At 73.8% G+C, this 23677-nt stretch carries 18 protein-coding genes and 1 tRNA gene; 11 read left to right on the top strand and 8 right to left on the bottom strand.

Going from position 1 to position 23677, the window contains the following annotated elements:
* Positions 1-57: 57 nt before the first annotated feature.
* Entirely contained in the window at positions 58-1263 is a 1206-nt protein-coding gene (locus ACIDOF_RS21200; RefSeq protein WP_409007549.1) for a M20 family metallopeptidase, read from the bottom strand.
* Positions 1264-1400: 137 nt separating this feature from the next.
* On the opposite strand from ACIDOF_RS21200, the gene ACIDOF_RS21205 reads away from it, so the two are divergent.
* Both ACIDOF_RS21205 and ACIDOF_RS21210 read left to right on the top strand, forming a co-directional pair.
* On the top strand, positions 1401-2477 hold the full coding sequence (locus ACIDOF_RS21205) for an Lrp/AsnC family transcriptional regulator (protein WP_409007550.1): 1077 nt from the start codon (positions 1401-1403) through the stop codon (positions 2475-2477).
* A 252-nt stretch (positions 2478-2729) separates the two neighbouring features.
* Positions 2730-3476, top strand: coding sequence for a class I SAM-dependent methyltransferase (locus ACIDOF_RS21210; RefSeq protein WP_409007551.1), 747 nt, complete (start codon positions 2730-2732; stop codon positions 3474-3476).
* Between the two features lie 19 nt (positions 3477-3495).
* Here ACIDOF_RS21210 and ACIDOF_RS21215 read toward each other — a convergent pair whose 3' ends face one another.
* Positions 3496-4200, bottom strand: coding sequence for a dihydrofolate reductase family protein (locus tag ACIDOF_RS21215; protein ID WP_409007552.1), 705 nt, complete (start codon positions 4198-4200; stop codon positions 3496-3498).
* Between the two features lie 137 nt (positions 4201-4337).
* Here ACIDOF_RS21215 and ACIDOF_RS21220 point away from each other — a divergent pair, with 137 nt between their 5' ends.
* The 4 genes from ACIDOF_RS21220 (at position 4338) to ACIDOF_RS21235 (ending at position 9803) form a co-directional block, all read left to right on the top strand.
* Positions 4338-5756, top strand: coding sequence for a malonyl-CoA decarboxylase domain-containing protein (locus ACIDOF_RS21220; RefSeq protein WP_409007553.1), 1419 nt, complete (start codon positions 4338-4340; stop codon positions 5754-5756).
* A gap of 608 nt (positions 5757-6364) precedes the next feature.
* Positions 6365-7657 carry a uracil-xanthine permease family protein gene (locus ACIDOF_RS21225; RefSeq protein WP_409007700.1) on the top strand — a complete coding sequence of 431 codons (1293 nt, stop codon included), beginning with the start codon at positions 6365-6367 and terminating at the stop codon, positions 7655-7657.
* Positions 7654-9096: an amidohydrolase family protein gene (locus ACIDOF_RS21230; protein WP_409007554.1), complete on the top strand. Its 1443-nt coding sequence runs from the start codon at positions 7654-7656 to the stop codon at positions 9094-9096. The genes ACIDOF_RS21225 and ACIDOF_RS21230 overlap by 4 nt, the downstream gene beginning before the upstream one ends.
* Positions 9093-9803 (top strand): sulfite exporter TauE/SafE family protein, encoded by a 711-nt coding sequence (locus tag ACIDOF_RS21235; protein WP_409007555.1) that lies wholly within the window; start codon positions 9093-9095, stop codon positions 9801-9803. Before ACIDOF_RS21230 ends, ACIDOF_RS21235 begins: the two co-directional genes overlap by 4 nt.
* 778 nt (positions 9804-10581) lie before the next feature.
* Here the strand turns inward: ACIDOF_RS21235 and ACIDOF_RS21240 are convergent.
* Positions 10582-11613 (bottom strand): substrate-binding domain-containing protein, encoded by a 1032-nt coding sequence (locus ACIDOF_RS21240; RefSeq protein ID WP_409007556.1) that lies wholly within the window; start codon positions 11611-11613, stop codon positions 10582-10584.
* A gap of 73 nt (positions 11614-11686) precedes the next feature.
* Positions 11687-11760 (bottom strand) — tRNA-Ala (locus ACIDOF_RS21245).
* Positions 11761-11915: 155 nt separating this feature from the next.
* Here ACIDOF_RS21245 and ACIDOF_RS21250 point away from each other — a divergent pair.
* From ACIDOF_RS21250 to dapE, 3 genes are all read left to right on the top strand, one after another.
* On the top strand, positions 11916-12596 hold the full coding sequence (locus ACIDOF_RS21250) for a Clp protease N-terminal domain-containing protein (protein ID WP_409007557.1): 681 nt from the start codon (positions 11916-11918) through the stop codon (positions 12594-12596).
* A gap of 162 nt (positions 12597-12758) precedes the next feature.
* Positions 12759-14237 (top strand): APC family permease, encoded by a 1479-nt coding sequence (locus ACIDOF_RS21255; RefSeq protein WP_409007558.1) that lies wholly within the window; start codon positions 12759-12761, stop codon positions 14235-14237.
* Positions 14234-15313, top strand: a complete 1080-nt coding sequence (gene dapE / locus ACIDOF_RS21260) for a succinyl-diaminopimelate desuccinylase (RefSeq protein ID WP_409007559.1) — start codon at positions 14234-14236, stop codon at positions 15311-15313. The genes ACIDOF_RS21255 and dapE overlap by 4 nt, the downstream gene beginning before the upstream one ends.
* 10 nt (positions 15314-15323) lie before the next feature.
* On the opposite strand, the gene ACIDOF_RS21265 is transcribed toward dapE, so the two are convergent.
* Entirely contained in the window at positions 15324-16910 is a 1587-nt protein-coding gene (locus ACIDOF_RS21265; protein ID WP_409007560.1) for a PucR family transcriptional regulator, read from the bottom strand.
* Positions 16911-17063: 153 nt separating this feature from the next.
* Between ACIDOF_RS21265 and ACIDOF_RS21270 the strand changes: the two genes are divergently transcribed.
* On the top strand, positions 17064-17960 hold the full coding sequence (locus ACIDOF_RS21270) for a chorismate synthase (protein WP_409007561.1): 897 nt from the start codon (positions 17064-17066) through the stop codon (positions 17958-17960).
* Between the two features lies 1 nt (position 17961).
* Positions 17962-19065: an o-succinylbenzoate synthase gene (gene menC, locus ACIDOF_RS21275; protein WP_409007562.1), complete on the top strand. Its 1104-nt coding sequence runs from the start codon at positions 17962-17964 to the stop codon at positions 19063-19065.
* A gap of 303 nt (positions 19066-19368) precedes the next feature.
* On the opposite strand, the gene ACIDOF_RS21280 is transcribed toward menC, so the two are convergent.
* From ACIDOF_RS21280 to ACIDOF_RS21290, 3 genes are all read right to left on the bottom strand, one after another.
* Entirely contained in the window at positions 19369-20745 is a 1377-nt protein-coding gene (locus ACIDOF_RS21280) for an NAD-binding protein (RefSeq protein ID WP_409007563.1), read from the bottom strand.
* 335 nt (positions 20746-21080) lie between these two features.
* Positions 21081-22472, bottom strand: a complete 1392-nt coding sequence (locus ACIDOF_RS21285; protein ID WP_409007564.1) for an MFS transporter — start codon at positions 22470-22472, stop codon at positions 21081-21083.
* Between the two features lie 75 nt (positions 22473-22547).
* Positions 22548-23597 carry a 2-hydroxyacid dehydrogenase gene (locus ACIDOF_RS21290; protein ID WP_409007565.1) on the bottom strand — a complete coding sequence of 350 codons (1050 nt, stop codon included), beginning with the start codon at positions 23595-23597 and terminating at the stop codon, positions 22548-22550.
* Positions 23598-23677 lie beyond the last annotated feature (80 nt).

Consider the following 23677-nt stretch of genomic DNA (forward strand, 5'->3'; position numbering starts at 1 on the left):
TCCGGAGGGGACGGGGGTTCGGGGCCGTGGGGGGCGGCAACTCGCTCGGTCGAGCGGCTAGTTGGCGGCGGCGAGGCGGCGCAGGGCCAGCTCGGCGTAGAGGGCCGCGCCGTCGCCGAGGACCGCGTCGTCGAACTCGGCGTGCGGTGAGTGGTTGTACGGCGCGTGCGCGGGGTCGCGGGCGGCCGGGCAGGCGCCGAGCATGACCATCGCGCCGGGCACGGCGTCGAGTACGCGGGAGAAGTCCTCGGAGGCGGTGAGCGGCTGCTCGGCCCATGCGTAGCGCTCCTCGCCGTGCACCTCGGCGACGGTGCGGGCGACGAACTCGGCCTCCGCGTGGTCGTTGACGGTGACCGGGTACTGCTCGGCGTACTCGATGTCGACGTCCAGGCCGTGGGCGGCGGCGATGCCGCGGCAGACGCGGACCGCGCCGTCCTTGACGCGGGCGTGGGCGGCGGGCGAGAAGGAGCGGACGGTCGCCTCGAACACGGCCTGTTCCGGGATGACGTTGCTCTTCGTGCCGGCGTGGAAGGAGCCGACGCTGAGGACGACCGTGTCGAACGGGTCGAAGGCGCGGGTGACGAAGGTCTGCAGCGCGGTCACCATCTCGCAGGCGGCCGGGACGGGGTCCTTCGCGCGGTGCGGGGCGGAGCCGTGCCCGCCCGCGCCCCGCACCGTCACGCTCAGCCGGTCGGACGCGGCGAGCGCGGGGCCGCGGCGGGTCTGGAACAGGCCCTGCGGCAGGGACGCCGAGTTGACGTGCAGCGCGTACGCGGCGACCGGCGGACCGGCGCCGGGGCCCGCCGCGTCGAGGAGGCCCTCGTCGAGCATCCGCCCGGCGCCGTCGTAGCCCTCCTCCCCCGGCTGGAACATGAGGACGATCTGCCCGGCGAGCGTGTCCCGGCGGGCGGCGAGCAGCCGGGCGGCGCCGACGAGCATCGCGGTGTGCAGGTCGTGCCCGCAGGCGTGCATACGGCCGTCGACGCGGGAGCGGTGGGCGGCGGGCACGGCCTCGGTGAGCGGCAGGGCGTCCATGTCGGCGCGCAGCAGCACGGTCGGGCCGGGCCGCGCGCCGTGCAGCACGCCCGTGACCGAGCTGAGGCCGCGGCCCGTGGTCGTGTGCAGCGGGAGGCCGTCGAGGGCGGCTAGGACCTTCTCCTGGGTACGGGGCAGGTCGAGGCCGATCTCGGGTTCGGCGTGCAGGGCGCGGCGGAGCCGGACGAGCTCGTCGTGCACCTCGGCCGCGTCGTCACGTACCGACACGTGGCGCTCCTTTCCGTTCGGACGGACCCCCGGGGGTGTTCCCGGGGCGTCCCGGGGGCGTTCGAGGGCGTCCCGGGGTGGTGGAAATGGTGACCGCCGATGCACTGCGCGCAGGAATTTGCAGCTATTTTTCTTGCGTGACAGATGACGCGCAGGATTCGTTCACCGCACTGGGCATGTCGTACGGCATCGACGAGACCGATCTGAGCCTCGTGCACGCCCTGCAGCTCGACCCGCGCGCCCCGTGGACCAAGGTGGGTGCGGCGCTCGACCTGGACCCGGTGACGGTGGCGCGGCGTTGGGCGCGGATGGCGGACGCGGGCCTCGCGTGGGTGACGCCGCAGCTGGGGCAGGGGCAGTCGGCGCGGGTGTTCACGGCGGTGGTGGAGGTGCACTGCGAGGCGGGCCGGTCCCTGGTGGTGGCCGAGACCCTCGCGCGGCGGCCGCACGCGTTCACGGTGGAGCACACGACGGGCAGCCGGGACCTGCTGGTGACGGTGGCCGTGCCGAGTCTCGCGGCGCTGTCCCGGTACCTGGTCGAGTCGCTCGGCGCGCTGCCCGGCGTACGGGAGACGCGCAGCCATCTCGTGACGAGCGTGCACGCACAGGGCGGCGACTGGCGGCCGCGCGCCCTCGACCCCCGGCAGCGGGCCCGGCTCGCCGCGGACGGCGGCCCGGAGCGGGCGACGGCGGCCGGGGCGCGTCGACTGACCGCGCAGGACCGGGAGTTGATGCTGCGGCTGTGCGCCGACGGCCGGGCGCCGCTGACCTCGCTCGCGGACGAGTTGGGCGTGAGCGTCAGCACCGTGCGGCGGCGGTTGCAGGCCTTGGTCGCGGGCGGGGATCTGGAGTTGCGGTGCGAGGTGGCGCAGCCGATGTCCGGCTGGCCGATCGCGACGTGGCTGCTCGCCGAGGTGCCGGGCGCCGAACGGGAGGACATCGCACGGCAGTTGGCGGAGTTGCCGGAGACGCGGGTGTGCCTGGGGCTCACGGGCAGCCGGGGCAACCTCTCGTACAGCGCGTGGCTGCGTTCGCTCGACGACGCGGAACGCCTGGAGCAGCTCCTCGCCCAACGGTTTCCCCGACTCGTCGTGCTCGACCGGGCGGTGGTGCTGCGGTTCGTGAAGCGGATGGGTCGGCTCCTCGACCCGGTGGGGCGGAGTGTCGGGGTCGTGCCGATGGACGTGTGGTCGGACCCGTTCGAGGGGAGCTGAGCGCCTGCGGTTCCGCCCCCGGCCGGCTCGGCGGCCCGTACGGGAAACGCTGGTTGGGTGATACGAGGGCGGGCGGTCGTGTTCTTTGTGGCATCTGCCAGTACGGGCTCCGGACCTCGGCGAAGCAGACTCTGTCCCGCGACCGGGCGCACAGGACGAAGCGCGGGACGGACCGCGGGACGACCGCGGGACGACCGCAGAACCGAGCCACGCGACCGGCCCGCAGAGGCGGGCCGCAGGAGGGGGCAGCACGTGAGTGTGCAGGACCAGTACGACCAGATCGGCGAGGCCTTCGAGGGGTTCAAGTCCCTGCCGCTGATGCGGTACGGGGAGGTGCCGAGCTTCCTCGGCCTGGTCGGGGACGTGCGCGGCAGGTCGGTGCTCGACCTGGCGTGCGGCACGGGCTTCTACAGCCGGGAGTTCAAGCGGCGCGGCGCCACGGACGTGTTCGGGGTGGACATCTCCGTCGAGATGATCGCCGCCGCGCAGGACTTCGAGCGGCGCGAACCGCTCGGGGTGCGGTACGAGGTCGGCGACGTGGGTGAACTCCGGGATCTGGGGCGGCAGTTCGACATCGCGCTGGGCGTGCAGTGCCTCAACTACGCCGGGGACCTGGCGGAGATGGAGCGGATGTGCGCCAACATCCATCGCGGCCTCAAGCCGGGCGGTGAGTTCTTCGTGCTCGCGCAGCGCTCCGAATACCGGTACGGCGAACCGCCGTTGGACAAGTACGGCTTCCGCTGCGAGCCGACGGGCGAGCACACCGAGACGGGGCAGCGCTCGCGGGTCACGGCGCTCCTCGACCCGGAGCCGGTCACGATCGTCGCCAACACACCGCGCCGCGAGGTGTACGAACACTGCCTGGAGAAGGCCGGGTTCACGGCCGTCGAGTGGGTGCCGCTGCAGATCTCCGAGGCGGGCCTGCGCGAGTACGGCGAGGAGTTCTGGGCCGATCTCCTCGCCAACCCGCCGCTGACGATGCTGCGTTGCCGGGCCTGAGTCCTGCGTCCCACGCCGCTCACGTACCGCCGTCGGCTCGGCGCCGGACGCGGTACGTGACGTGCGTGACGCCGCTCGCGGGGCGGGACTTGACCTGCTCCAGCTTCAGGGGCGGTACGCCGTCGAAGAGGCGGGTGCCCGCACCGAGGGTGAACGGCACGATGTGCAGGCGGAGTTCGTCGACCAGGCCCGCGGCCAGGTACTGGTTGATGGTGGTGGCTCCGCCGAGCACGGAGATCTCGCCGCCGTCGGCCGCCGCGCGGGCCTCGGCGAGCGCGGACTCGACGCCGCCGGTGACGAAGTGGTACGTGGTGCCGCCCCGCATCGGCTGCGGCTCGCGCGCGTGATGGGTCAGCACGAACACCGGGGCGTGGAACGGCGGGTCGTCGCCCCACCAGCCGTTCCACGGGCGGTCCCAGTCGCCGCGCACGGGGCCGAACATGTTGCGGCCCATGATGAACGCCGAGGCCGCGGTCATCTCGTCGACCTCGGCCCGGTTCTCGTCGGGGGTCTCGAACATCCAGGCGTGCAGCCGGTCGCCCGTGCCGTCGCCGCCGTCGTCGCCGAAGGGGCGTTCCTCGGTCTGGTGGTGTCCGGCGGAGTAGCCGTCCAGGGAGACGGTGATGTTGCAGTTCACCCCGGCCGCCCCTGGTCCTCCGGGCGGTCCGGGTGCACCGGACGTCTCGTTCGCCTCGGTCGCCTCGGCCGCCCGCGTGTCACGCATGGCTCGCTCCCTCCACGGCCCGCCGCCCCGGCGGACTGCGGCCATTGTCCCCGGCCCCACCCGCGCCCGCACCCCGGTCGAGAAGGCTTGCGAGGATGGTCATCGGCGGGACGACACGGCGGCGGAAGGGGACGCGGATGGGACGCGCCGAGGGCAGGGCGGGAACGGGAACGCAGGAGAACCCCGGTGCGGAGGAGCCGCGGACCGGCCCGCAGGAAGGCCCGGGCGCGGAGGAGCCGCGGACCGGCGCGCAGGAGGGTCCGGGTGCGGACGAGCCGTCGGCCGCCGCCCCGTTCGACCGGCTGGTCGCCGCTTGCGAAGTGCTGATGAGCGACGTGGGCGAGGCCTCGCTGCGGGCGGTCGCCGGGCAGGCACTCACCGCGTACGCCGAGCTCGACGAGGACGCGGTGTACGCGTTCTTCCGGCACGTCACCCGTACGTACGGCGTCGACGCGGACCGGGTGCGGGACGCGTTCCGGCGCTGGGACCAGGCGCGGGCGTCCGGCTCGGCGGGCGACGACGAACTGGTGCGGCTCTTCGACGTGGTCGAGCCGGCCCGCCAGCAGTTGCTGCGCCGCATGAACCACGCGCCCGACGGGACGTACGCCCTGGTCGGGATGCGCGCCGACCTGCGCCGGCTGCTGCCCGCGCACCCCGAACTCCGCGCCCTCGACCACGACTTCCTGCATCTGCTCGGCTCGTGGTTCAACCGCGGCTTCCTGCGGATGGCCGAGGTGACGTGGCCCGCGCCGCCGGAGTTGCGGGAGCGGCTGCTGCGCGGCGAGAAGGTCCACCCGATGGCGAACCAGGACGAGCTGCGGCGGCGCGTGGAGCCCGCGGACCGCCGGGTGTACGCGTTCTTCCACCCGGCGACCGGGGACGTGCCGCTGATCTTCGTCGAGGTCGCGCTCGTCGACGGCCTGCCCGACCGGATCGCCCCGCTCCTCGCCCCCGCCCCGGCGCTCGACCCGACGCAGGCGGACACGGCGGCCCTGTACTCCATCAACAACGCGCTCGACGGGCTCGCCGGGGTGTCGTTCGGCAGCTTCCTCATCAAACAGGTCATCGAGAACGTCGGCGAGCAGCTGCCCAACCTGACCCGCTTCGCGACGCTCTCCCCGCTGCCGGGCTTCCGCGCATGGCTCACCGATCAGGCGGTACGGGACGCCGAACTGCGGTCGCTGGCCGAGGAGTTGGCGGAGGTGCGGCCGGACGCCCCGGACCGGCTCGCCCCGGCTTCCGCCGCCCGGCTGCTGCGCGCCGCCGCCCGGTACATCGCCCTGGAGCGGCGGGCCGACGGCCGCCCGCTCGACCCGGTCGCCCGCTTCCACCTCGGCAACGGCGCGGCGGCCTGGCGCGTCAACTGGCCGGCCGACCTGTCCGCGTCCGGCTGGGAGCAGTCGTACGGCGTGATGGTCAACTACCACTACGAACCGGGCGAGTTGGAGCGACGGCACGAGGAGTTCGTCCGCGACGGAACGGTCGCCGTGGGCGGGCCGCTGCGTGCGGTACTGGCGGACACGGAGGGCACGGAGGGCACGGAGGGCACCGGATGACCTCCCCCTCCGTACCCTCCGCCTGGCGGCGCGCGGCCATCCGGGCCTGCCCCGACGCCGAGTTCCGCACTCCGGCGACCGCCGCGGCCCTCACGTCGGCGGAACGGGCCCTCGGAGGGCCCCTCCCGGCCGACCTCGTGGCGCTCCTCCGGGAGACGGACGGCCTCGTCGGCCCATACGGCGTGGACGCCGTCCGGCCGCCTCCACGTCTACGTCGAACACGCCCTAAGGGCGGACGGGGAGGACTGGTACCGGTAGGCATCCCCGTGCGCCCTCCTCGGTCCCGGGGCCCGGGCCTGGGGCCCGGAGCTGTACCCGCACATCCCCTTGACGCTCCCCCACCCCCTCCCCATACTGACAGCCAAATCGATTTGGCCAAATCGATTTGGCTCTCCGTCCCAGGGCCGGATCGCGGCTGAAGAACCCGAGCGTGCCGTACCCCGAAACGGAGCCCGAACGTGTTCAGTCCCCGACAGAGTCCGCCAGGACCTGAGCAAGCGGAAATACCCGGTCAGCCCGGCGCACCCGCCGAGCCGGACGCGCCTGGACAGTCCAGTGCCGCCGGACCCCGCCCCCACCCCGTCGACGAGTCGCGTCCCCTGGGGCGGATCCTGTTGTTCGGGGTGCAGCATGTGCTCGTCATGGCGGCGACGCCGATCTCCGCGATCTTCCTGATGAGCGCGACGCTGCGCCTGGACGCCGCCCTCACCGTCGACCTGCTCTCCGCCGCCTTCGTGCTGTCCGGCGTCGGTTCGCTGATCCAGTCGCTGGGGCCCTGGAAGTTCGGGCCGCGGCTGCCGTTCGTGATGCTGCCGGGCGGGGCGCCCCTGATCCTGTTCCTCGCCATCGCCGAGCAGCACGGTCTGCCCACCGCCACCGGCGCCGTCGTCCTCACCGCGCTGTTCTGCTTCGTCGTCCTGCCCGTGTTCTCCCGGCTCCTCAGGTTCTTCCCGGCGCTGGTGATCGGCACGATGATCGTGATCGTCGGCGTGAACCTGGTGAAGGTGGGCGCCGTGCTCGTCACCGGGCGCCCCGGCACGCCGGGTTTCGCCGACCCCGGCAACCTCGCCCTCGGCATGGCGACGATCGGCTTCACCGTCGTCTTCTATCTGCTGTTCACAGGTGTCGTACGCCAACTCGCCGTGATGCTGGGCCTGTTGGCGGGCACGGCGCTCGCGGCGGTGACCGGTGCGATCGACTTCGGGCAGGCGGCGGGCGGCGGCCTCGTCAACCTTCCGCAGGCACTGCCGTTCGGCACACCGGAGTTCAACCTGGTCGCCGCGCTGCCGCTGATGCTGTACAGCCTCGCCTCCATGGCCGAGGCCACCGGCCAGACCGTCATCAACGCCGAGGCCGTCGGCAAGGAGATCGACCAGCGCACCGACGTCCCGAAGACCGTCCGGGGCGACGCGCTGACCTCCCTCTTCGGCGGGTTCTTCGGCCTGCCGCTGATCGTCACCAGCGGCGAGAACATCGGCATCGTCCGCGTCACGGGCGTCCGCAGCCGCTACGTCACCGCCGCGGCCGGCGTCGTCCTGATCGTGATCGGTTTCCTCGCGCCCGTCACGCGGGCCATCAGCGTGATCCCGTCCGCGGTCGTCGGCGGCACGGCCATGGTGGTGTTCGCCGTCATCACCGTGCTCGGCATCCAGATGCTCGGCCGCAGCGACCTCGACAAGCACACCAGCACGTTCATCTGCGCGGTCGCCCTCGCCCTGGGTCTGCTGCCGATCCTCGTGCCCGGCGTGTACGGCGGCTTCCCGCCGAACGTCCGCATCCTGCTGGAAAGCGGCGTCGCCGTGGGCGCGTTCACCGCGGCCGTCCTCAACGTCCTGTTCCACCACGTCAGGCCGGGCATCGCCGCCCGCCTCGGCGCCGTACGCACAGAAAGCGACCGATGAACCGTCCCGACCAGCGCACGCTCCTCTCCTCCCCCGGCCCGCTGCTCCTCGCCCCCGGCGCGGTGCTGCTCCCCGAGGGCCCGGTCGACGGCCTGGCGGTGCTCGTGGCCGACGGCCGCTTCCAACAGGTCGGCCCCGTCGCGGAGTTGGAGCGCGCCCACCCGCACGTCGAGGCCGTACGGCTGCCCGGGCAGCTGCTCATGCCGGGATTCGTCGACGCGCATCACCACCTCACACAGAGCTTCGGCGCCGCGCTCGCCTTCGGGGAGCCGTCGGAGATCTTCCGCCGGGTGTGGGTCCCGTTGGAGGGCGCGCTCGACGAGGAATCGGCTTACGTGGCCGCGAAGTTGGCGGCGTACGAGGCGTTGCGCGGCGGGTTCACGACGGTCGCGGACGCGGGGACGCGGGCGGACGTGGACGTGGAGGTGGTGGCGTCGGCGGCGCGGGACGCGGGCATCCGGTGCGTGCTCGGCCTGGTGTGCAACGACGCGGACACGGAAGGGAGTTCGGGCGCGGGCGGGGTGCTGGGAGCCGCCGAGAAGCACCTCGCCCGGTACGCCGACGACCCGCTCGTGCACGCCTCCCTCGCCGTGTCCATCCCCGAGGCCGGGACCGAGGCGACGTTGCGCGGCACGGCACGGCTCGCGGCTGAGGCGGGGGCCGTCGTGCAGATCCACGTCAACGAGCATCTGGCGAGCGTGGAGCGGTCGCTCGTACGGCACGGGCTGCGGCCCCTCGAGTATCTGCACGACATCGGCGCGCTCGGGCCCCAACTCCTGGCCGCGCACGCCACGTTGCTCACTCCGCGCGAGCTGTCGCTGCTCGCCGACACGGGGACGGCGGTGAGCTACAACCCCGTCGCCAGCGCCTGGAAGGGCAACGCGGTCGCGCCCGCCGCCGCCATGGCCGAGCGCGGCATCCGGTTCGGGCTCGGCACGGACGGCACGCGCGGCGACGGGTTCCGGCTCGCGGAGGCCGCCGAGTTCGCGCAGCGCCTCGCGTACGGGCTCGCCACCGGCGACTCGTCGTGCGGCGCGGGCTGGACGTGGCTGGAGGCGGCGAGCCGGGGCGGCGCGGACGCGGTCGGGCTCGGCGCCCGCACGGGTGCGGTGGCCGAGGGGCTCGCGGCCGACTTCCTGCTCGTCGACGTGGAGACGCCGGAGCTGGCGTTCTCCTGGGACCTGCCGTGGGAGCTGGTGCGGCGCGGCAACCGGGACCAGATCACGGCGGTGTTCGTCGACGGCCGGCTCCGCATGTGGCACGGTCGGCCCACCGACTGGGACGGGCCCGAACTCGTCCGCCAGGCCGGGGAGTTGGCGCGTGCGGCGGTCGGCCGGGCGGGGATCACCCGGGCGCATCCGACGTCGACGGCGGCGCGGGAGACACGGGTCGCGTGTGCTGCCGCATGCGCGCGGCAGGAACGGGGTTCGGGGCGGTGAGTGCGGTGACGTTGGCGGTGCTCGCCGTGACGGTGGCGGTCGCCGCGTTCGTGCAGGGCAGCAGCGGGCTCGGGTTCGCGCTGATCGTGGCGCCGGTGGCCGGGATGGTCGACCCCGGGCTGGTGCCGGTGTTCGTGCTCGCGGCGATGATTCCGCTGAACCTGTACGTGGCCTGGCGCGAGCGGGCCTCGCTCGACCTGCGCGGCGCCGGGTGGATCACGGGGGCGCGGCTCGCGGCGACCCCGGCGGGCCTCGCGTTGCTGTGGCTGATCCCCGAGCGCAGCCTCGGCCTGTTCGTGGGCGTGGCGACGGTGCTCGCGGCCGTGGTGAGCCTGGCGGCGCCCGCGTTCACACCCGGCCGGGGCGCGTACGTGGGCGCCGGTGCGGTGACCGGGCTTACGGAGACGGCCACCGGGGTGGGCGGGCCGCCGCTCGCCCTCGTCTACCAGCACCGCCCGCCCGCCGAGCTGCGCTCGACCGTGGCCGCGTGCTTCCTCGTGGGCGAAGTGGCGTCCCTGGTCCTGCTGTTCGCGACGGGCAAGGCGCAGGCGGCCGACCTCGGCTCGGCGGTCCTGCTGCTCCCGGCGATCGCCCTGGGCGCCTGGCTGAGCCGCCTGGTCCACCACCGCCTGGACGCCCGCCGCATGCGCCTCTTCGTCCTGGCGTTCGCGCTGGTGTCGGGGGTGGTGCTGATGGCGGGGGTCTGAGGGCGGGGTCCGGGGGGGTGTCCTCGTGCGAGGCGCGCGCGGGTCGGACGTCCACCGTCGTACGGGGCGTTGTCAGGCGCCGACTTCATGCGAGGCGTCCCCGGCCCGTGCGGAACGGGCTCGGGCGCCTGCCCTCATGTGGGGCGATCTCAGGCACCGCCTCCGCAGGGTGCAGTCGCCCGGCACCGCCTCCGTGCAAGACCGGCTCGGGCACCCACCCCCGTGCGGGACGCTCTCAGGCACCGCCTCCGCAGAGAGCAGTTGCCTGGCACCGCCTCCGTACGACACCGGCTCCGACACCCACCCCCGTGCGGAGCGATCTCACGCACCGCCTCCGCAGAGCGCAGTCGCCAGACTCCGCCTCCGTACGACACCGGCTCCGGCTCCGGCACCCACCCCCATGCGGGACGCCCCCAGGCACCGCCTCCATGCGGAACATTCTCAGGCGCCCGGCGCCGTGCGGGACCGGCTCGGAGGGCCGCCCTCGTACCCGGCATTCCCAGGCTCCGCCCCGTGCGGTACCGGCCCGCGGGTTCGGTCGTGGGCCTCGTGGGCGGAATGGCGCGCCGACCGGAGAGGAGGCCCCGCCGGAGAGGGCTGGCCGGGCCGGTCCGCTTGTGCCGCGGCGAGGAGTTGGGCTTCCCCTGGCGGTCCGCACGAAGGGGCAGGCTGCCGTGCCCCGGCCCCGGTCGTCGTTCGGCTTTCGCGCCGTTGTGGCTGGTCGCGTAGTTCCCCGCGCCCCGATCGGGCCCGCAACTCCCCAGCTGCGCGGCAATCCCTATCCGCGTACCGACGAAGCGCGGGCCACGAGGCGGGGCTCGGGGGCGGCGGCCATGGTGGGGAGGGTCTCACCGCCGAGCCGGGCGAGGAGCAACTCCACTGCTTCGGCGGCGACTTGGTCGAGGTGGAGGTCGACGGCGGTCAGGGGCGGCTCGCAGGTGCGGGCACGGAGGCCGTCGTACCGCGTGACGACCATGACGTCGTCGGGGACGCTGCGGCCGCTGTCCCGGACGGCACGGACCGCGCCCACGGCGAAGGCGTCGACGAGAGCGCAGACGGCGTCGATGCCGGGGTGCTCGGCGAGCAGGGCGGCGCACCGCTCGTACCCGGCCTGCTCGCCGCCGGACTCCGGGACCTGCGCGACGACCGGCTCCCAGCCGTGCTCGGCGGCGATGCGTTCGTACGCGGCGAGGGCGTCCACGGTGGAGTGCCGGGACCCGGCGCCGACGATCAACGCCGGGCGGCGGGCGCCCTGTTCGTGCAGGTGGCCGAGGAGCAGTTCGGCGACCTGCCCGCCGCGCAGGTCGACGTACGGGGCGTCCTCGTCGGGCGAGACGGGGCGGCCGAGGGCCACGTACGGCAGGCCGCGCTCGCGGAGTTGCGCGGCGGCGGCGTCGCCGACGTCCGGCTCGACGACGATGGCGCCGTCGATGTCGACGGAGTACAGGGCCGAGCCGGACTGCACGGGCGGGACGAGCACCAGCGCGTAGTCGTGCAGCAGGGCGCTCTCCGCGGCGGCGGCAGCGACCTCCATGTAGAACCCGAGCCGGGACGGGCCGCCGGCGACCGCGAACGGCATGGAGGAGGCGAGGGCGATGGCCTTCGCCTGGCCCCGGCGCAGCCGCTGCGCGCGCAGATTCGGCCGGTACCCGAGCTCCGCCGCCACCTTCTTGATCCGCTCCCGGGTCCGCGGATCCACCTTCCCGAGGCCGTTCAGCGCATGCGACACGGTCGTACGCGAAACCCCGGCGACCCGGGCGACGTCGGCGATCGTCGGGGGCCTCGAACTGGAGGTGGGCTTGACGGCCATCTGCGCGGGGACTCCTCGCTGGTCGGGCGGTGGACACGTCCATTTTCCCCGATGGCGGCGCCGTGCGGCGGGACGGGGCCGACCGGATTCGAACCGGCGTCCTCCCACATGCGGTGAAGGCGCGACAACCCCTGCGCTACGAGCCCCGTCCCGCCGAGGATCATACGGGCCGAACCAGCCGCGACGGTGCCCTCCGGTACGACTGAACCGGCCACGACGGAGCCCTCCGGTTCGGCCTCCGGAGTGCACCGAAAACGCAACCCGCTCTTGACAATTCCCTTCTGTCAAGGCGCACTTGACTCATGGCGCTTCCTGATCTGGACGATCTCATCGGTGAAGTCGACCGGCGTTGCGACAGTGCCCATCGGGAGGGCGGTGAGGGGCAGCCCGACTGGCTGGCGCTGCTCACCTCGGCCGCCGAGCTGTCGGGTCAACTGCAGGCGCTGGCCGACGACTTGGTCGAGGACTACGTGGAGCACTGCCGGATGCACGGCAGCTCGTGGGCGGACATCGGAGCCGTGCTCGGGGTGACCCGGCAGGCCGCGCAGCAGCGGTTCCACGCCCCGCACAAGCGGTACGGGCCGGACGACATGGCCGAGGACCTGCGGGACGCGATGGTGCGGGTGAAGCAGGTGGCCGTGCGGCACCGCAACAACTACATCGGCACCGAGCACCTGCTGTGGGGGCTGACGGCGCAGGACAACAGCGCGACCCGGCTCCTGGCGGCGAGCGGCGTCTCCCCCGAGGCCGTGCACCTGGCCGTGGGCGACCGGCTCGGCACCGGGGCGTCGCAGGCGGCGGAGCGGATCGCGTGGACTCCGTACTCCCGCAAGGCGATCGCGCTCGCCGAGGTCCGCAGCCGGGAGTGCGGGACCGGGCTGATCAGCTGTGCCGATCTGCTGGTCGGGCTCATGGAGGTCGGGCGGGGCGCCGCCGCCTCCGTGCTCGCCGAGGCCGGATTCCCGCACCCGCCCGCGCCCTGAGCCCCAGGGGCGGGCCCGGGGTCGGAACCGCACTGTCGTATCGGCCAACGGCGGCGGTTCGCGTTGTGCGGATCGACCGTAGCCCGGCCCGTCGGCGTTCTTGGAAGATCCCCCGCATCCCTGGCGTCAGCCGGGGTCGCGACGGGATCTCCAGGAGGAGCCATGGGCCGATGGGCCAGTCAGCTGTGTCGCCGCAAACCGCTCGACGCGATGATCGAGGAGGCCGGTGCGGACGGGTCCGGCGGGCTTCGACGCACCATGGGCCTCGGCCAGTTGACGCTCATCGGCATCAGCTCCGTCATCGGCACCGGCATCTTCTTCGTGCTCGGCACGAGCGTCCCGAAGGCCGGCCCGTCCGTGATCCTCGCGTTCGTGCTGGCGGCCGTCGTGGCCGGGCTCGGCGCGCTGTGCTACGTCGAGCTGGCGGGCGCGGTGCCGGTGGCGGGCAGCACGTACTCGTACGCGTACGCCTCGCTCGGTGAGGGCGCCGCGTACCTCGTCGCGTGGTGCCTGGTCCTGGAGTACGGGGTGGCCGCGTCGACCGTGGCGGTGAGCTGGGGGCAGTACCTGAACGAGGTCACCGGCGAACTGTTCGGCTTCACACTGCCCGACGCGATCAGCCAACCGCCGGGCGCGGGCGGCCTGGTGAACGTGCCCGCCCTCGTCGTCGTCCTGCTGTGCTCGCTGCTGCTCGCGCGCGGCACCCGCGAGTCGGCGGCCGTGAACTCGGTGATGGTGGCGGTGAAGGTCGGCGTGCTCGTGTTCTTCGCGGCGATCGCGTTCACCGCGTTCGACAGCGGCCACTTCGCCGACTTCGCGCCGCACGGCATGACCGGGGTGGGGCTCGCCGCGTCCGGGGTGTTCTTCACCTACATCGGCTTCGACACGGTCGCGACGGCGAGCGAGGAGGTGCGCGACCCGCGGCGCACCATTCCGCTCGCGCTGCTCCTGACCCTCGCCGCGGTCACCGCGCTGTACATCCTGGTGTCGGTCGCGGCGCTCGGCGCGCAGCCCTCGGCCCGGTTCGGGGAGCAGGCGGAGGCGGGCGAGGCCGTGCTCGCGCAGATCCTCCGGGACGTGACGGGCGCGGGCTGGCCGGCCCTGATCCTCTCGGCGGGCGTGGTCGTGTCCATCTTCAGCGTGGTGCTGGTCTCCCTCTACGGGCAGACGCGCATCGTGTTCTCGATGGCGCGGGACGGGCTCGTGCCGCAGGTGTTCCGTCGGGTCGACCGGAAGCGGCACACGCCGGTGCACAACACATGGTTCGTGGGCGCCCTCGTCGGCGGCCTGGCCGCGTTCGTGCCGCTGCAGTACCTGGCCGACCTCACGAGCATGGGCACGCTGATCGCGTTCGTGGCGGTGGCCGCCGCAGTGGTGGTGCTCAGGCGGATCGCGCCGGACGCGCCGCGCTCGTACCGGGTGCCGCTGTACCCGGTGGTGCCGGTGCTGTCCGCGCTGTCCTGCCTGTACCTGGCGTGGCTGCTGCCCGGCGTGACGTGGACGCTGTTCGGCTGCTGGCTGCTGCTCGCCGCGGTCCTCTACCTGGGCTTCGGCCGCCGCAACTCGGCACTGCGCGGTACGGAGGCCGGTACGGAAGAGCAACGGGACGCGGCGACGGCGGACGTGGAGGCGGGAGCATGACGCGGCAGCACACCGGCACAGGACTCCGACTCGGCGGCGACCTGGTCGAGTTGACCCGCGCGATCGTCGACGTCCCCTCCGAGTCGGGCGCGGAGAAGGCCCTCGCGGACGCCGTCGAGGAGGCGCTGCGGGCCGCACCGCATCTGGACGTCGAGCGGATCGGGCACTCGGTCGTCGCCCGCACCCGGCTCGGCCGCGCGGAGCGGGTCGTGATCGCCGGGCACCTCGACACCGTGCCGGCCTGCGACAACCTGCCGTCCCGCCTGGCCGACGGGCGGGTGCACGGGCTCGGGGCCTGCGACATGAAGGGCGGCGTCGCAGTCGCCCTGCACACCGCGGCCACGGTCCCGGCGCCGACACGGGACGTGACGTACGTGTTCTACGAGTGCGAGGAGGCCGAGGCCGACCGCAACGGGCTCGGCCGGATCGCCGCCGAACGCCCCGAGCTGCTCGCCGGCGACCTGGCGATTCTGATGGAGCCGTCGGGCGGCCTGGTGGAGGGCGGCTGCCAGGGGTTCCTCACCGCCGACGTGACCGTCCGGGGCAGGCGGGCGCACACCGCGCGGGCCTGGCAGGGCGTGAACGCCGCCCACCGCGCCGCCGAGGTCCTGCGCCGCCTCGACGCGTACACGGCCCGCGAGGTCACCGTCGACGGCCTGCTGTACCGGGAGGGCCTGAGCGCGGTCGCCGTACGGGCCGGGGTCGCGAGCAATGTCGTGCCCGACGCGTGCTTCGTGTCCGTCAACTACCGCTTCGCGCCCAGCCGTTCGCCCGAGGAGGCGGAGGCGGAGGTGCGTGCGCTGTTCCCGGAGTACGAGGTGGAGGTGACGGAGGCGGTCGCGGGCGCCCTGCCGGGGCTAGGCCGGCCCGCCGCCGCGTCTCTCCTTGCCCGGCTCGGCACACAGCCGCGGGCCAAGCTCGGCTGGACGGACGTGGCCCGCTTCAGCGCGGCGGGCGTACCGGCACTGAACTTCGGCCCGGGCGACCCGTCTCTGGCGCACACCCCGGACGAGTACGTGCCGGTGGCCGAACTCCGGTCCGTACAGCGGGCGTTGGCGGACTGGCTGACCGACTGAGGGCCAGGGCTCAGCCCGCGCGCAGCTTGCCGAGAACGCGCAGGTGCAGCCACAGGACGAGGCGTTCGTCCGGGTCGGTCAGGTCGATCGGCAGGTGCTGCTGTATCTGCTTGAGCCGGTAGCGGCAGGTGTTGGGGTGGACGGCGAGGAGACGGGCGGCGCCGGCCATGTCGCAGCCCGCGTCGAAGTACGCGATGAGGGTGGCGGCGTGGTCGGTGCCGTGCCGCCGGTCGTGGGCGAGCACGTCCTGCCAGGGCCCGGTCGTCAAGTCGGCGCGGTGGACGAGGAGTTCGCCGAGCCGAAGCAGGGTGACGCGGGGCCGTACGTCCTCGATGGCGGCGACGCCGCACTGCTCGTCCAGGACGGTCAGGACCCGGTCGGCGTCGTCGCGGGAGCGGGCCACGTCCGCGAGGCCGGGGACGGCGCCGCCGAGTCCGGCCCGTACCGGTGTGCGCAGGGCGTGGGCGGCCTGGCGGGTGAGGTCCTCGATGAGGCGGCGCTGCCGGCCGCCGTCGGCGCCGGTGTCGGGAAGCAGCGCGTACACCGTGTGGTCGACGACGACGCAGGCGTGCCGCCCGTAGCGGGCCTCGCACTGGAGGCGTACGTGGTCGAGGAGCCGCAGTGTCGCCTGGGCGCTGTCGGCGGGGGCGACGTCCGGGTCGTCGAGGACGAACGCGACGACCCGGACCGGCCCGTCCTCGGCGAACCCGAGCCGCCGGGCGGCCGTCGCGGGGGCGGCGGTGCCGTTGAGGAGGCGGCGCAGCAGGTCCCCGTACTGGTGCCGGGTGAGGTCCTCGGCGGCGCGGGCGCGCAGCAGGTGGAAGGCGGCGGTGGAGGCGCCCTGGGCGAGGATCTCCTCGACGTCGGGCGCGAGCCTGCCGGTGTCGATCATCCACAGCGAGCCGAGGATCTCGCCGCCCGCGCGGATCGCGACGGCGAGCCGTTCGATCTCGCCGGGCTCGGTGCCGGGCAGCCGCAACGGGCGGTCGGAGGCGTGGAGTCGGCGGTACTGCTCGGTGTTCTCGGGACTGTCCGGGACCTGCCGGCCGAGGATGCCCCGGCGGCGGCTGTCGTCGATGACCTGCCCGTCGATCGTCGAATAGGCCAGGATCCGCCGGCGCGGGTCCTCGACCGTGGTGGCGCCGCCGCCCGCCGCGGCGATCGCGTTGGCGAGGGCGAACAGGTCGCCGAGCGCGGCCGTGCCGCTCCCCCGGGCCACGGGCGCGGGCCCGGCCGCGACGGCCGAGGCGATCAGCAGGTGCACGCGGTGCCAGGACGCGTCCTCGTCCACGGCGAGCAGCGCGACCCCGTGGCTGCGGGCGGCGTCGGCGGGCCCGCCGTCGCCGCGTACGACGAGCCCGGTCAGGCCCGCGGCGGCCACGGCCGGGACGAGCTCGGCGGCCGCCTCCGCGCGCACGCCGACGGCGAGGAGCAGCCCGCCCGGCGTGTACGGCACGGGCGTCCCGGGGTCGCGCTCGGCGTCGTGGAGGAGCACCTCGGTGACGGGCACGGCGGTGCCGGCTGGGGCGGCGACGAGGCGGAGGGCGGGTTCGCCGAGGGTGTCGAGCAGCGCGTCGAGGGTGCAGTCGGCTTGCATGGATCGGTTCCTTCTCCGCGGCTTCGTCTCCGTCGAGGCGCCATTCTGGCCTCCCGCGCGCGGGCCTCGCTTGGCGGATCGCATCATGGGACGCGGCGAGCGTTGCACGAACGCGCAAAGACGCCCGCCCCGCCGCTGCCCAGACTGGCAGCCATGACCAGAGCTACGACAACGAGCACCGGGGCGGCGGGCCCTCCCCCGGAGGACGCCCTGCGGCGGGCCGAGCAGGCGGCGGCCGGTGCGGCGCAGGCCGCCGGAGTCACCGTGCGGACGGTGCACGACCTGGCCGGGATCCGCGCCGTCACGGACTTCCTCGCCGAGACCTGGGGCACCCCGCCGGGCGCGCCGCCGCTGCCCGCCGACGTGCTGATCAGCGCGGTGCACGCGGGCGGCGCGGTGCACGCGGCGTACGACGGGCAGCGGCTCGTCGGGGCGGCGGTGCTGGTGTTCCAGCCGCCCGCCGAGCGGGCCGTGTACTCGCTCGTGGCCGCCGCGGGCACGTCCGACCGGGGCGTGGGCCTCGCCGTGAAGCGGGGGCAGCGGGTCTGGGCCCTGGAGCGGGGCGCGGAGCGGATGCAGTGGACGTTCGACCCGCTGCTCGGCCGGAACGCCCGCTTCAACCTGGTGAAACTGGGCGGGCTCGGCACCGAGTACGTCGTCGACTTCTACGGTCCCCTCGACGACGGCTTCAACGGCGGCGACGAGAGCGACCGGCTCACCGTCACCTGGGACCTGGGCGCGCCGCGCCGCGACGTCGACGACGGCACGGCCGGGCGCGAAGCCGCGGAGGTCGTCGACGTGGCCCCGGACGGCGGGCCGCTCGCGCTGCGCTCCGGCGGCCGGCTGTGGTGCCGGGTGCCCGAGGACGTGCTCGCGCTGCGCGCCAAGGACCTTCCGGCGGCGCTGCGTTGGCGGCACGCGGTCCGCGAGGTCTTCACGGCCGCTTTCGCCGACGGGTACGAGGCGTCCGCCCTGTCGCGCGACGGCTGGTACCTGCTGACCCGCTCCGCGAGGGCGGGCGGAACCCCGACGACCGGCCTGGAGGGCTGACATGAAGATCGAGCACGTGGAACTGCTGCACATCGACGTACCGCTGGTGAAGCCGTTCCGTACCTCCTTCGGCACGATGGACACCAAGGACACGTTCCTGCTGCGGGTCGAGACCGACGCGGCCGAGGGCTGGGCGGAGTTCGGCGGCGACCCGGACCCGCTGTACAGCTCGGAGTTCACGGCCGGCGCGGAGCTCGTGCTGCGCGACTTCCTGATCCCCCGGGTCCGTGCCGTACGCGATCTCACCACCGCGAAGGCCGGCCCCGCGATGGCGGCGGTCAAGGGCCACTACATGGCGAAGGCCGCCCTGGAGACCGCGCTCCTGGACGCCGAACTCCGCGCCGCCGGGATGTCGTTCGCGACGTTCCTCGGCTCGGTGCACGACCGGGTGCCGTCCGGGGTGTCCGTCGGCATCAAGCCGTCGATCCCCGAGCTCCTCGACGACGTGCAGCAGTACCTGGACGAGGGGTACGTGCGCATCAAGCTGAAGATCGAGCCGGGCTGGGACCTCGAACCGGTCCGTGCGGTACGCGAACGCTTCGGGGACGACCTGCCGCTCCAGGTCGACGCCAACACGGCGTACGGCCTCGCGGACGCGGAACACCTGCGGAAACTGGACGAGTTCGGGCTGCTGCTCGTCGAGGAGCCGCTGGACGAGGACAACCTGTACCAGCACGCCCAGCTGCAGCGGCGGCTCGCGACGCCGGTCTGCCTGGACGAGTCGATCCACTCGGCGCGGGACGCGTCCGCGGCCATCGCGATGGCGGCGTGCCGGGTCGTGAACGTCAAGCCGGCGCGGGTCGGCGGGTATCTGGAGGCCCGGCGCATCCACGACGTGGCGCGGGCGGCGGGGGTGCCGGTGTGGTGCGGCGGCATGCTGGAGACGGGGATCGGGCGTGCCCCGAACCTGGCGCTCGCCGCGCTGCCCGGGTTCACGCTGCCCGGCGACACGTCGGCGTCGTCCCGCTACTTCGCGGAGGACCTGACCGAGCCGTTCGTCCTGGAGGACGGTCACCTGCGTGTCCCGCAGGGGCCGGGGATCGGGATCACGCCGATCCCGGAGGCGCTGCGGAGGTTCACTCGGGAGCGGCGGGCGTTGGTGTAGGGGCTTCTTCCCCGCCCCGCCCCTTCCCGAAAGCCTCCGGCGGTGTTCGTCCGGCTCTCCCGCCGTCGTGGCCGCTCGCGCAGTTCCCCGCGCCCCTGTCGGGGCACCTGGCTGTGGGCAGGCGTTCCGCAGGGCGATGGGGGTCCCCCCCTGCTCGAGCGGAGCCGAGAGCTTGGGGGAGGGTGGGCACAGCCCACCCACGGCGGGAGAGCCGACAACGAACCCCCGTAGCCCCTCCGGCGCTTGAGGAGCCGGGGGGGCCGGGGGCGGAGCCCTCTGGGGGTGCGGTCACTGGGGGTGCGGTCACTGGGGTGCGTCCCAGTCCGCCAGGTTGAGGACCCGCTCGTCCGCGAACATCGCATACGTCCGCCCGTCCGCGACGAACACACTCCGCAACTCCGCATCGAGCACGGTCGCCGCCACGAACGTGCTGACGATCAGCGGAAAGTCACACACCGCCCCGATCCGGAACAGCGACTGCGACTCCGTCGTGACCGCGTCACCGCCCGCCCGCAGCACGATCCGCTGCCGCTCCCCCGCGACGGCCCGCGTGGCGACGGCGACGGCGATGTTGTCGAGGCCGTCCGAGGCGACGGCGGCGAGCGCGCGGGCGCGTCGTACGGAGAGCCGTTCCAGGAGGAAGCGGTCGCCGCCGCGGCCGATGACGACGGGGATGTCGAGGGAGCGGGCCAGCGGCAGGCAGGACGCCTGCCGGTTCCGCTCGACGGCGACGACCTTCACGCCGAGGTCCCGCAGCCGCGCGGACAGCCGCAGCCCCACCTGGCCGAGGCCGACGACGATGACGTGGTTGCGGCGCGGGATGGAGCGGGCCCCGAGGATGCTGGTCATGCGGTGCCCGGTGAACCGGTCGACGACTCCGGCCGTGAACACGGCGGCGAGGACGAGCACGCCGATCATCGACGCGGCGGAGAACAGCTTGTACCAGCCGGGCCCGTGCTCCGCGGCGTGCGACGAGCCGATCGTGGTGAGCGTACGCGCCGCGTTCCACACGGCTTCCGTCCAGTGCTCGTGCAGGACGAGCACGCCGAGCGCGACGTCCACGGAGAACGCGACCAGCAGCGCGACCAGGCTCGCGACCAGGGCCTTCGCCGAGGTGCCGAGGGAGCGGAACCAGGTGCCGAGCGGGCTGCGCGGGTGCGGTTCGGGCGCGGCGGCGAGGGACCGCAGCGGCAGGTGCTCGACGTCGCTGGTGACGCCTTCGCGCCGGACGCCGACGAGGCCGTCGCCGACGGGCTGCAGCATGGCGTACTGCGGGGCGAGGCAGCTCGCGAGCAGGCTCGGCAGGATCGCGTCGGTCATGCTCAGGGCCGTGCAGTTGGGGACGGTGCGGGACACCTCCTCGGCGACGGTGCGGTCGAAGATGGTGACGACGAGGCGTACGCCGGGCTTGAGGTGCTCGGCGAGCAGGGCGTACCGCAGGGCCACCATGTCGTCGTGGGAGACGATGGCGATGCTGTCGACGGGGCCCTGCAACTGGCGGCGCAGCGCGTCGTCGTCGGGGCGCGGCAGGCGGTGCGCGGTGCTCCCCCAGCGTTCGATGCACGCTGCGGCGGAGCGGCCGAGTATCGCGTCGTCCTCGATGATCACGACGTTGCGGCCGGTGGCGGGGACGTGGGCGCGGGTCTCGTCGCGCAGGGGACTTGTCGTCTGGGGGCTCAAGCTGTCGGCCTCTCTACGTCAGCGGGGCCGAGGGAGGCGTTCCGTCGGTACCCCTTGATCCAGAAGGCGCGGCAGTGCCTGATCGAGGCGGGCGCATACGCTTCGGCGCACCCGTGCGCTCGCGCTCACGGGGTGAGGAGCGCGGCCGGGGCCGGGTGAAGCGGGCTTTTCCGCAAGCGAGCTTGTCTCCGGGCCCGCTTGTTTCCAAGTGGTTTTCTTTCTAGCAGCCGCCCGTGGGGCCCCGATTCGTCAGCGTGTACAAAACCGGGCGGCCGACTACGTGCATCTGTCGAATGCACGCGTCGGCCGCGTCTCGTACGGGAGCGCTCCGGCGGTCAGGCCTTTGTGGGGGTTTCGGCGCCGGTGACCGACTGGGCGGGGATGTGCCCGGCGGCCGGCCGGGGTGTGTCCGTGGCGTCGCGCGGGTCGGTGAGGTCGCGGTCCCGGGTCTCGGGGGCCTTCAGCGCGGCCCAGGTGCTGAGGGCGCCGACCAGCATCATGTAGACGGCGATCGGCACCCACGAGCCGCCGAAGGCGGTCTGCAGGCCGGCGGCGACGAGGGGTGCGATGCCGCCGCCGAGGACGGCGGAGATCTCGCGGCCCATGGTGACGCCCGCGTACCGGTAGCGGCTGCCGAAGAGTTCCGGGAACCAGCTGGTCTGCACGCCGACCGCCCCGTACGCGGGGAGGATGAAGCCCAGGCAGATGACGACGGTGACGGCCGCCGCGGAGCCGGTGTTGAGGGCGAGGAACGCGGGGACCGGCAGGACGACGAGGGTGACCATGATGGCCGCGTACACGGGCTTGCGGCCGAGCCGGTCGGAGAGCGCGCCGAAGCCGAACGCGGCGGCGGATCCGCAGAGCGCCCCGAGCAGCAGCGCCTTCGGCGGGAAGTCCTCGGCGACGCCGACCGTGCTGATCAGGTAGGACGCCATGAAGACCTGGAAGGTGTACGACTGCGCGTTGGAGCCCAGGTTCATCAGGATGACCAGGAGCAGCGGCTTGCGGCCCCGGGTGAAGACCTCCTTGACGGGGGCCGGCGGGTGCTCCCGCTCCTCCTTGACCTCCTCGAAGACGGGGCTCTCCTGCAGTTTGCGGCGCAGGATCAGCGCGGTGACGGTGACGAGCAGGCTGCTGCCGAAGACGAGCCGCCAGCCCCAGCTCATCAGCGCGTCGTGCGGCAGGAGCTGGACGAGGATCCAGGCGACGGCGCCGAGGGCGGTGCCGAGGGCCGCGCCGGACATGACGAGCGAGGCGGTGCGTCCGCGGCGACCCTGCCGGGCGGTCTCGGTCAACAGGGTGGCGCCGCCGGACTGTTCGGCGCCCGCGCCGAGCCCCTGCGCCATGCGGCAGAGCAGCAGCAGGACCGGGGCGAGGATGCCGACGTGCCCGTACGTGGGCAGGAAGCCGATGGCGAGGGTGGAGCCGCCCATGAGGAACAGCGTCATCACCAGCACCCACTTGCGGCCGAGCCGGTCGCCGTAGCGGGAGAAGAACAGCCCGCCGAGGGGGCGTGCGGCGAAGCCGACGGCGTACGTGGAGAAGCTGGCGAGGATGCCGACGGCGGGCGAGACGTTGGGGAAGAACAGCTTGCTGAAGACCAGCGCCGACGCGGTGCCGTAGATGACGAAGTCGTACTGTTCGAGCGCAGTGCCGATGAATCCGGCCCAGGCGGCTCTGCGGGGCGAGGGCGAAGTCGCCTGCGGGGAGGGGGAGTTGGGGGTCACGGTCCACACTTCCTCGGGTGGATGACGGGGACGGGGGTGCGGGGGGGGACGTTGCGGTGGGGGTACGGCGGCGGGTCAGGCGGGGGTGACCGTGACCACGCGTTCGAGTTCCTGTCCTGCGGCGAGGCGGCGGATGTTGGCGGCGATGTCGTCGGCGCGCCGCTGGAAGGTCTGCCGGGTGAGCGCGGACGAGTGCGGGGTCATCAGGACGTTGTCCAGCTCGTGGAAGGGGTGGGCGGCGGGTGCGCCCTCGTGGCCGTCGGCGGGGTACCGGTACCAGACGTCGATCGCGGCGGCGCCGATGGTGCGGTCGCGCAGCGCGTCGTACAGGGCGTCCTGGTCGACGACGGGGCCGCGGCCGACGTTCACGAGGACGGCGGTCGGCTTCATCCGGGCCAGTTCGGCGGCGCCGACGAGTCCGGTGGTGGCGGGGGTGTGTGGGGCGGAGACGACGACGGTGTCGGCCTCTTCGAGGAGGGTGGGGAGGTGGGTGTCGGTGCGGCCCGCCCACGCGAGTCCCTCTGCCGCGGCGTCGGTCGAGCCGCTGCCGGTGACGGCGATGCCGCGTGTGCCGAACGCGGCGAAGCGCTGCCAGGCGGTGCGGCCGATGTGCCCGAAGCCGACGAAGCCGACGGTCGACCCGGCGAGCGAGTCCCGCCAGGCGGCGGCCGGGTCGTAGGCGGGGGTGTCCCAGTGGCCGCGGCGCAGGGCGGCGTCCTGGGCGAGGAAGCCGCGGTGCAGGAGCACGGCCGTGGCGACGGCGTACTCGGCGATGGACTCCTCGTGGTGGTGGGTGTTGGCGACGACCGTGCCGGGCGGCAGGGCCGCGGTGTCGATGCCGTCGGTCCCGGCGCCGGCGGCGTGCACGAGCCGCAGTCGTTTGCCCGCGGTGCCGGTCGGCGCGGGGCAGACCCCGGAGACCAGCACGTCGGCGTCGGCGACGGCGGCCTCGACGGCGGCCCGGTCGCGCGGCTCCGGCCAGACGACGACGGTCCCCTCCGGCAACTGCTCCTCCAGGCGCTCCCGTTGGGGCCGGATGCTGGCATCGGCGACGACGACACGGAGGGCGGGCGCGGTCGGGGCAGGGGTGTTCAGGGCAGAGGTGTTCAGGGCAGGGGTGGTCACGGGTGCGGCCCTTCTGAGCGGTGTTGCTGGATCTTGCCGAATGTTGCTGGGACTTGTCTGTGCTTGCCTGTGCTTGCCTG

This window comes from Streptomyces sp. Da 82-17, from assembly GCF_046098215.1.
In the GTDB taxonomy this organism is placed as follows: domain Bacteria; phylum Actinomycetota; class Actinomycetes; order Streptomycetales; family Streptomycetaceae; genus Streptomyces.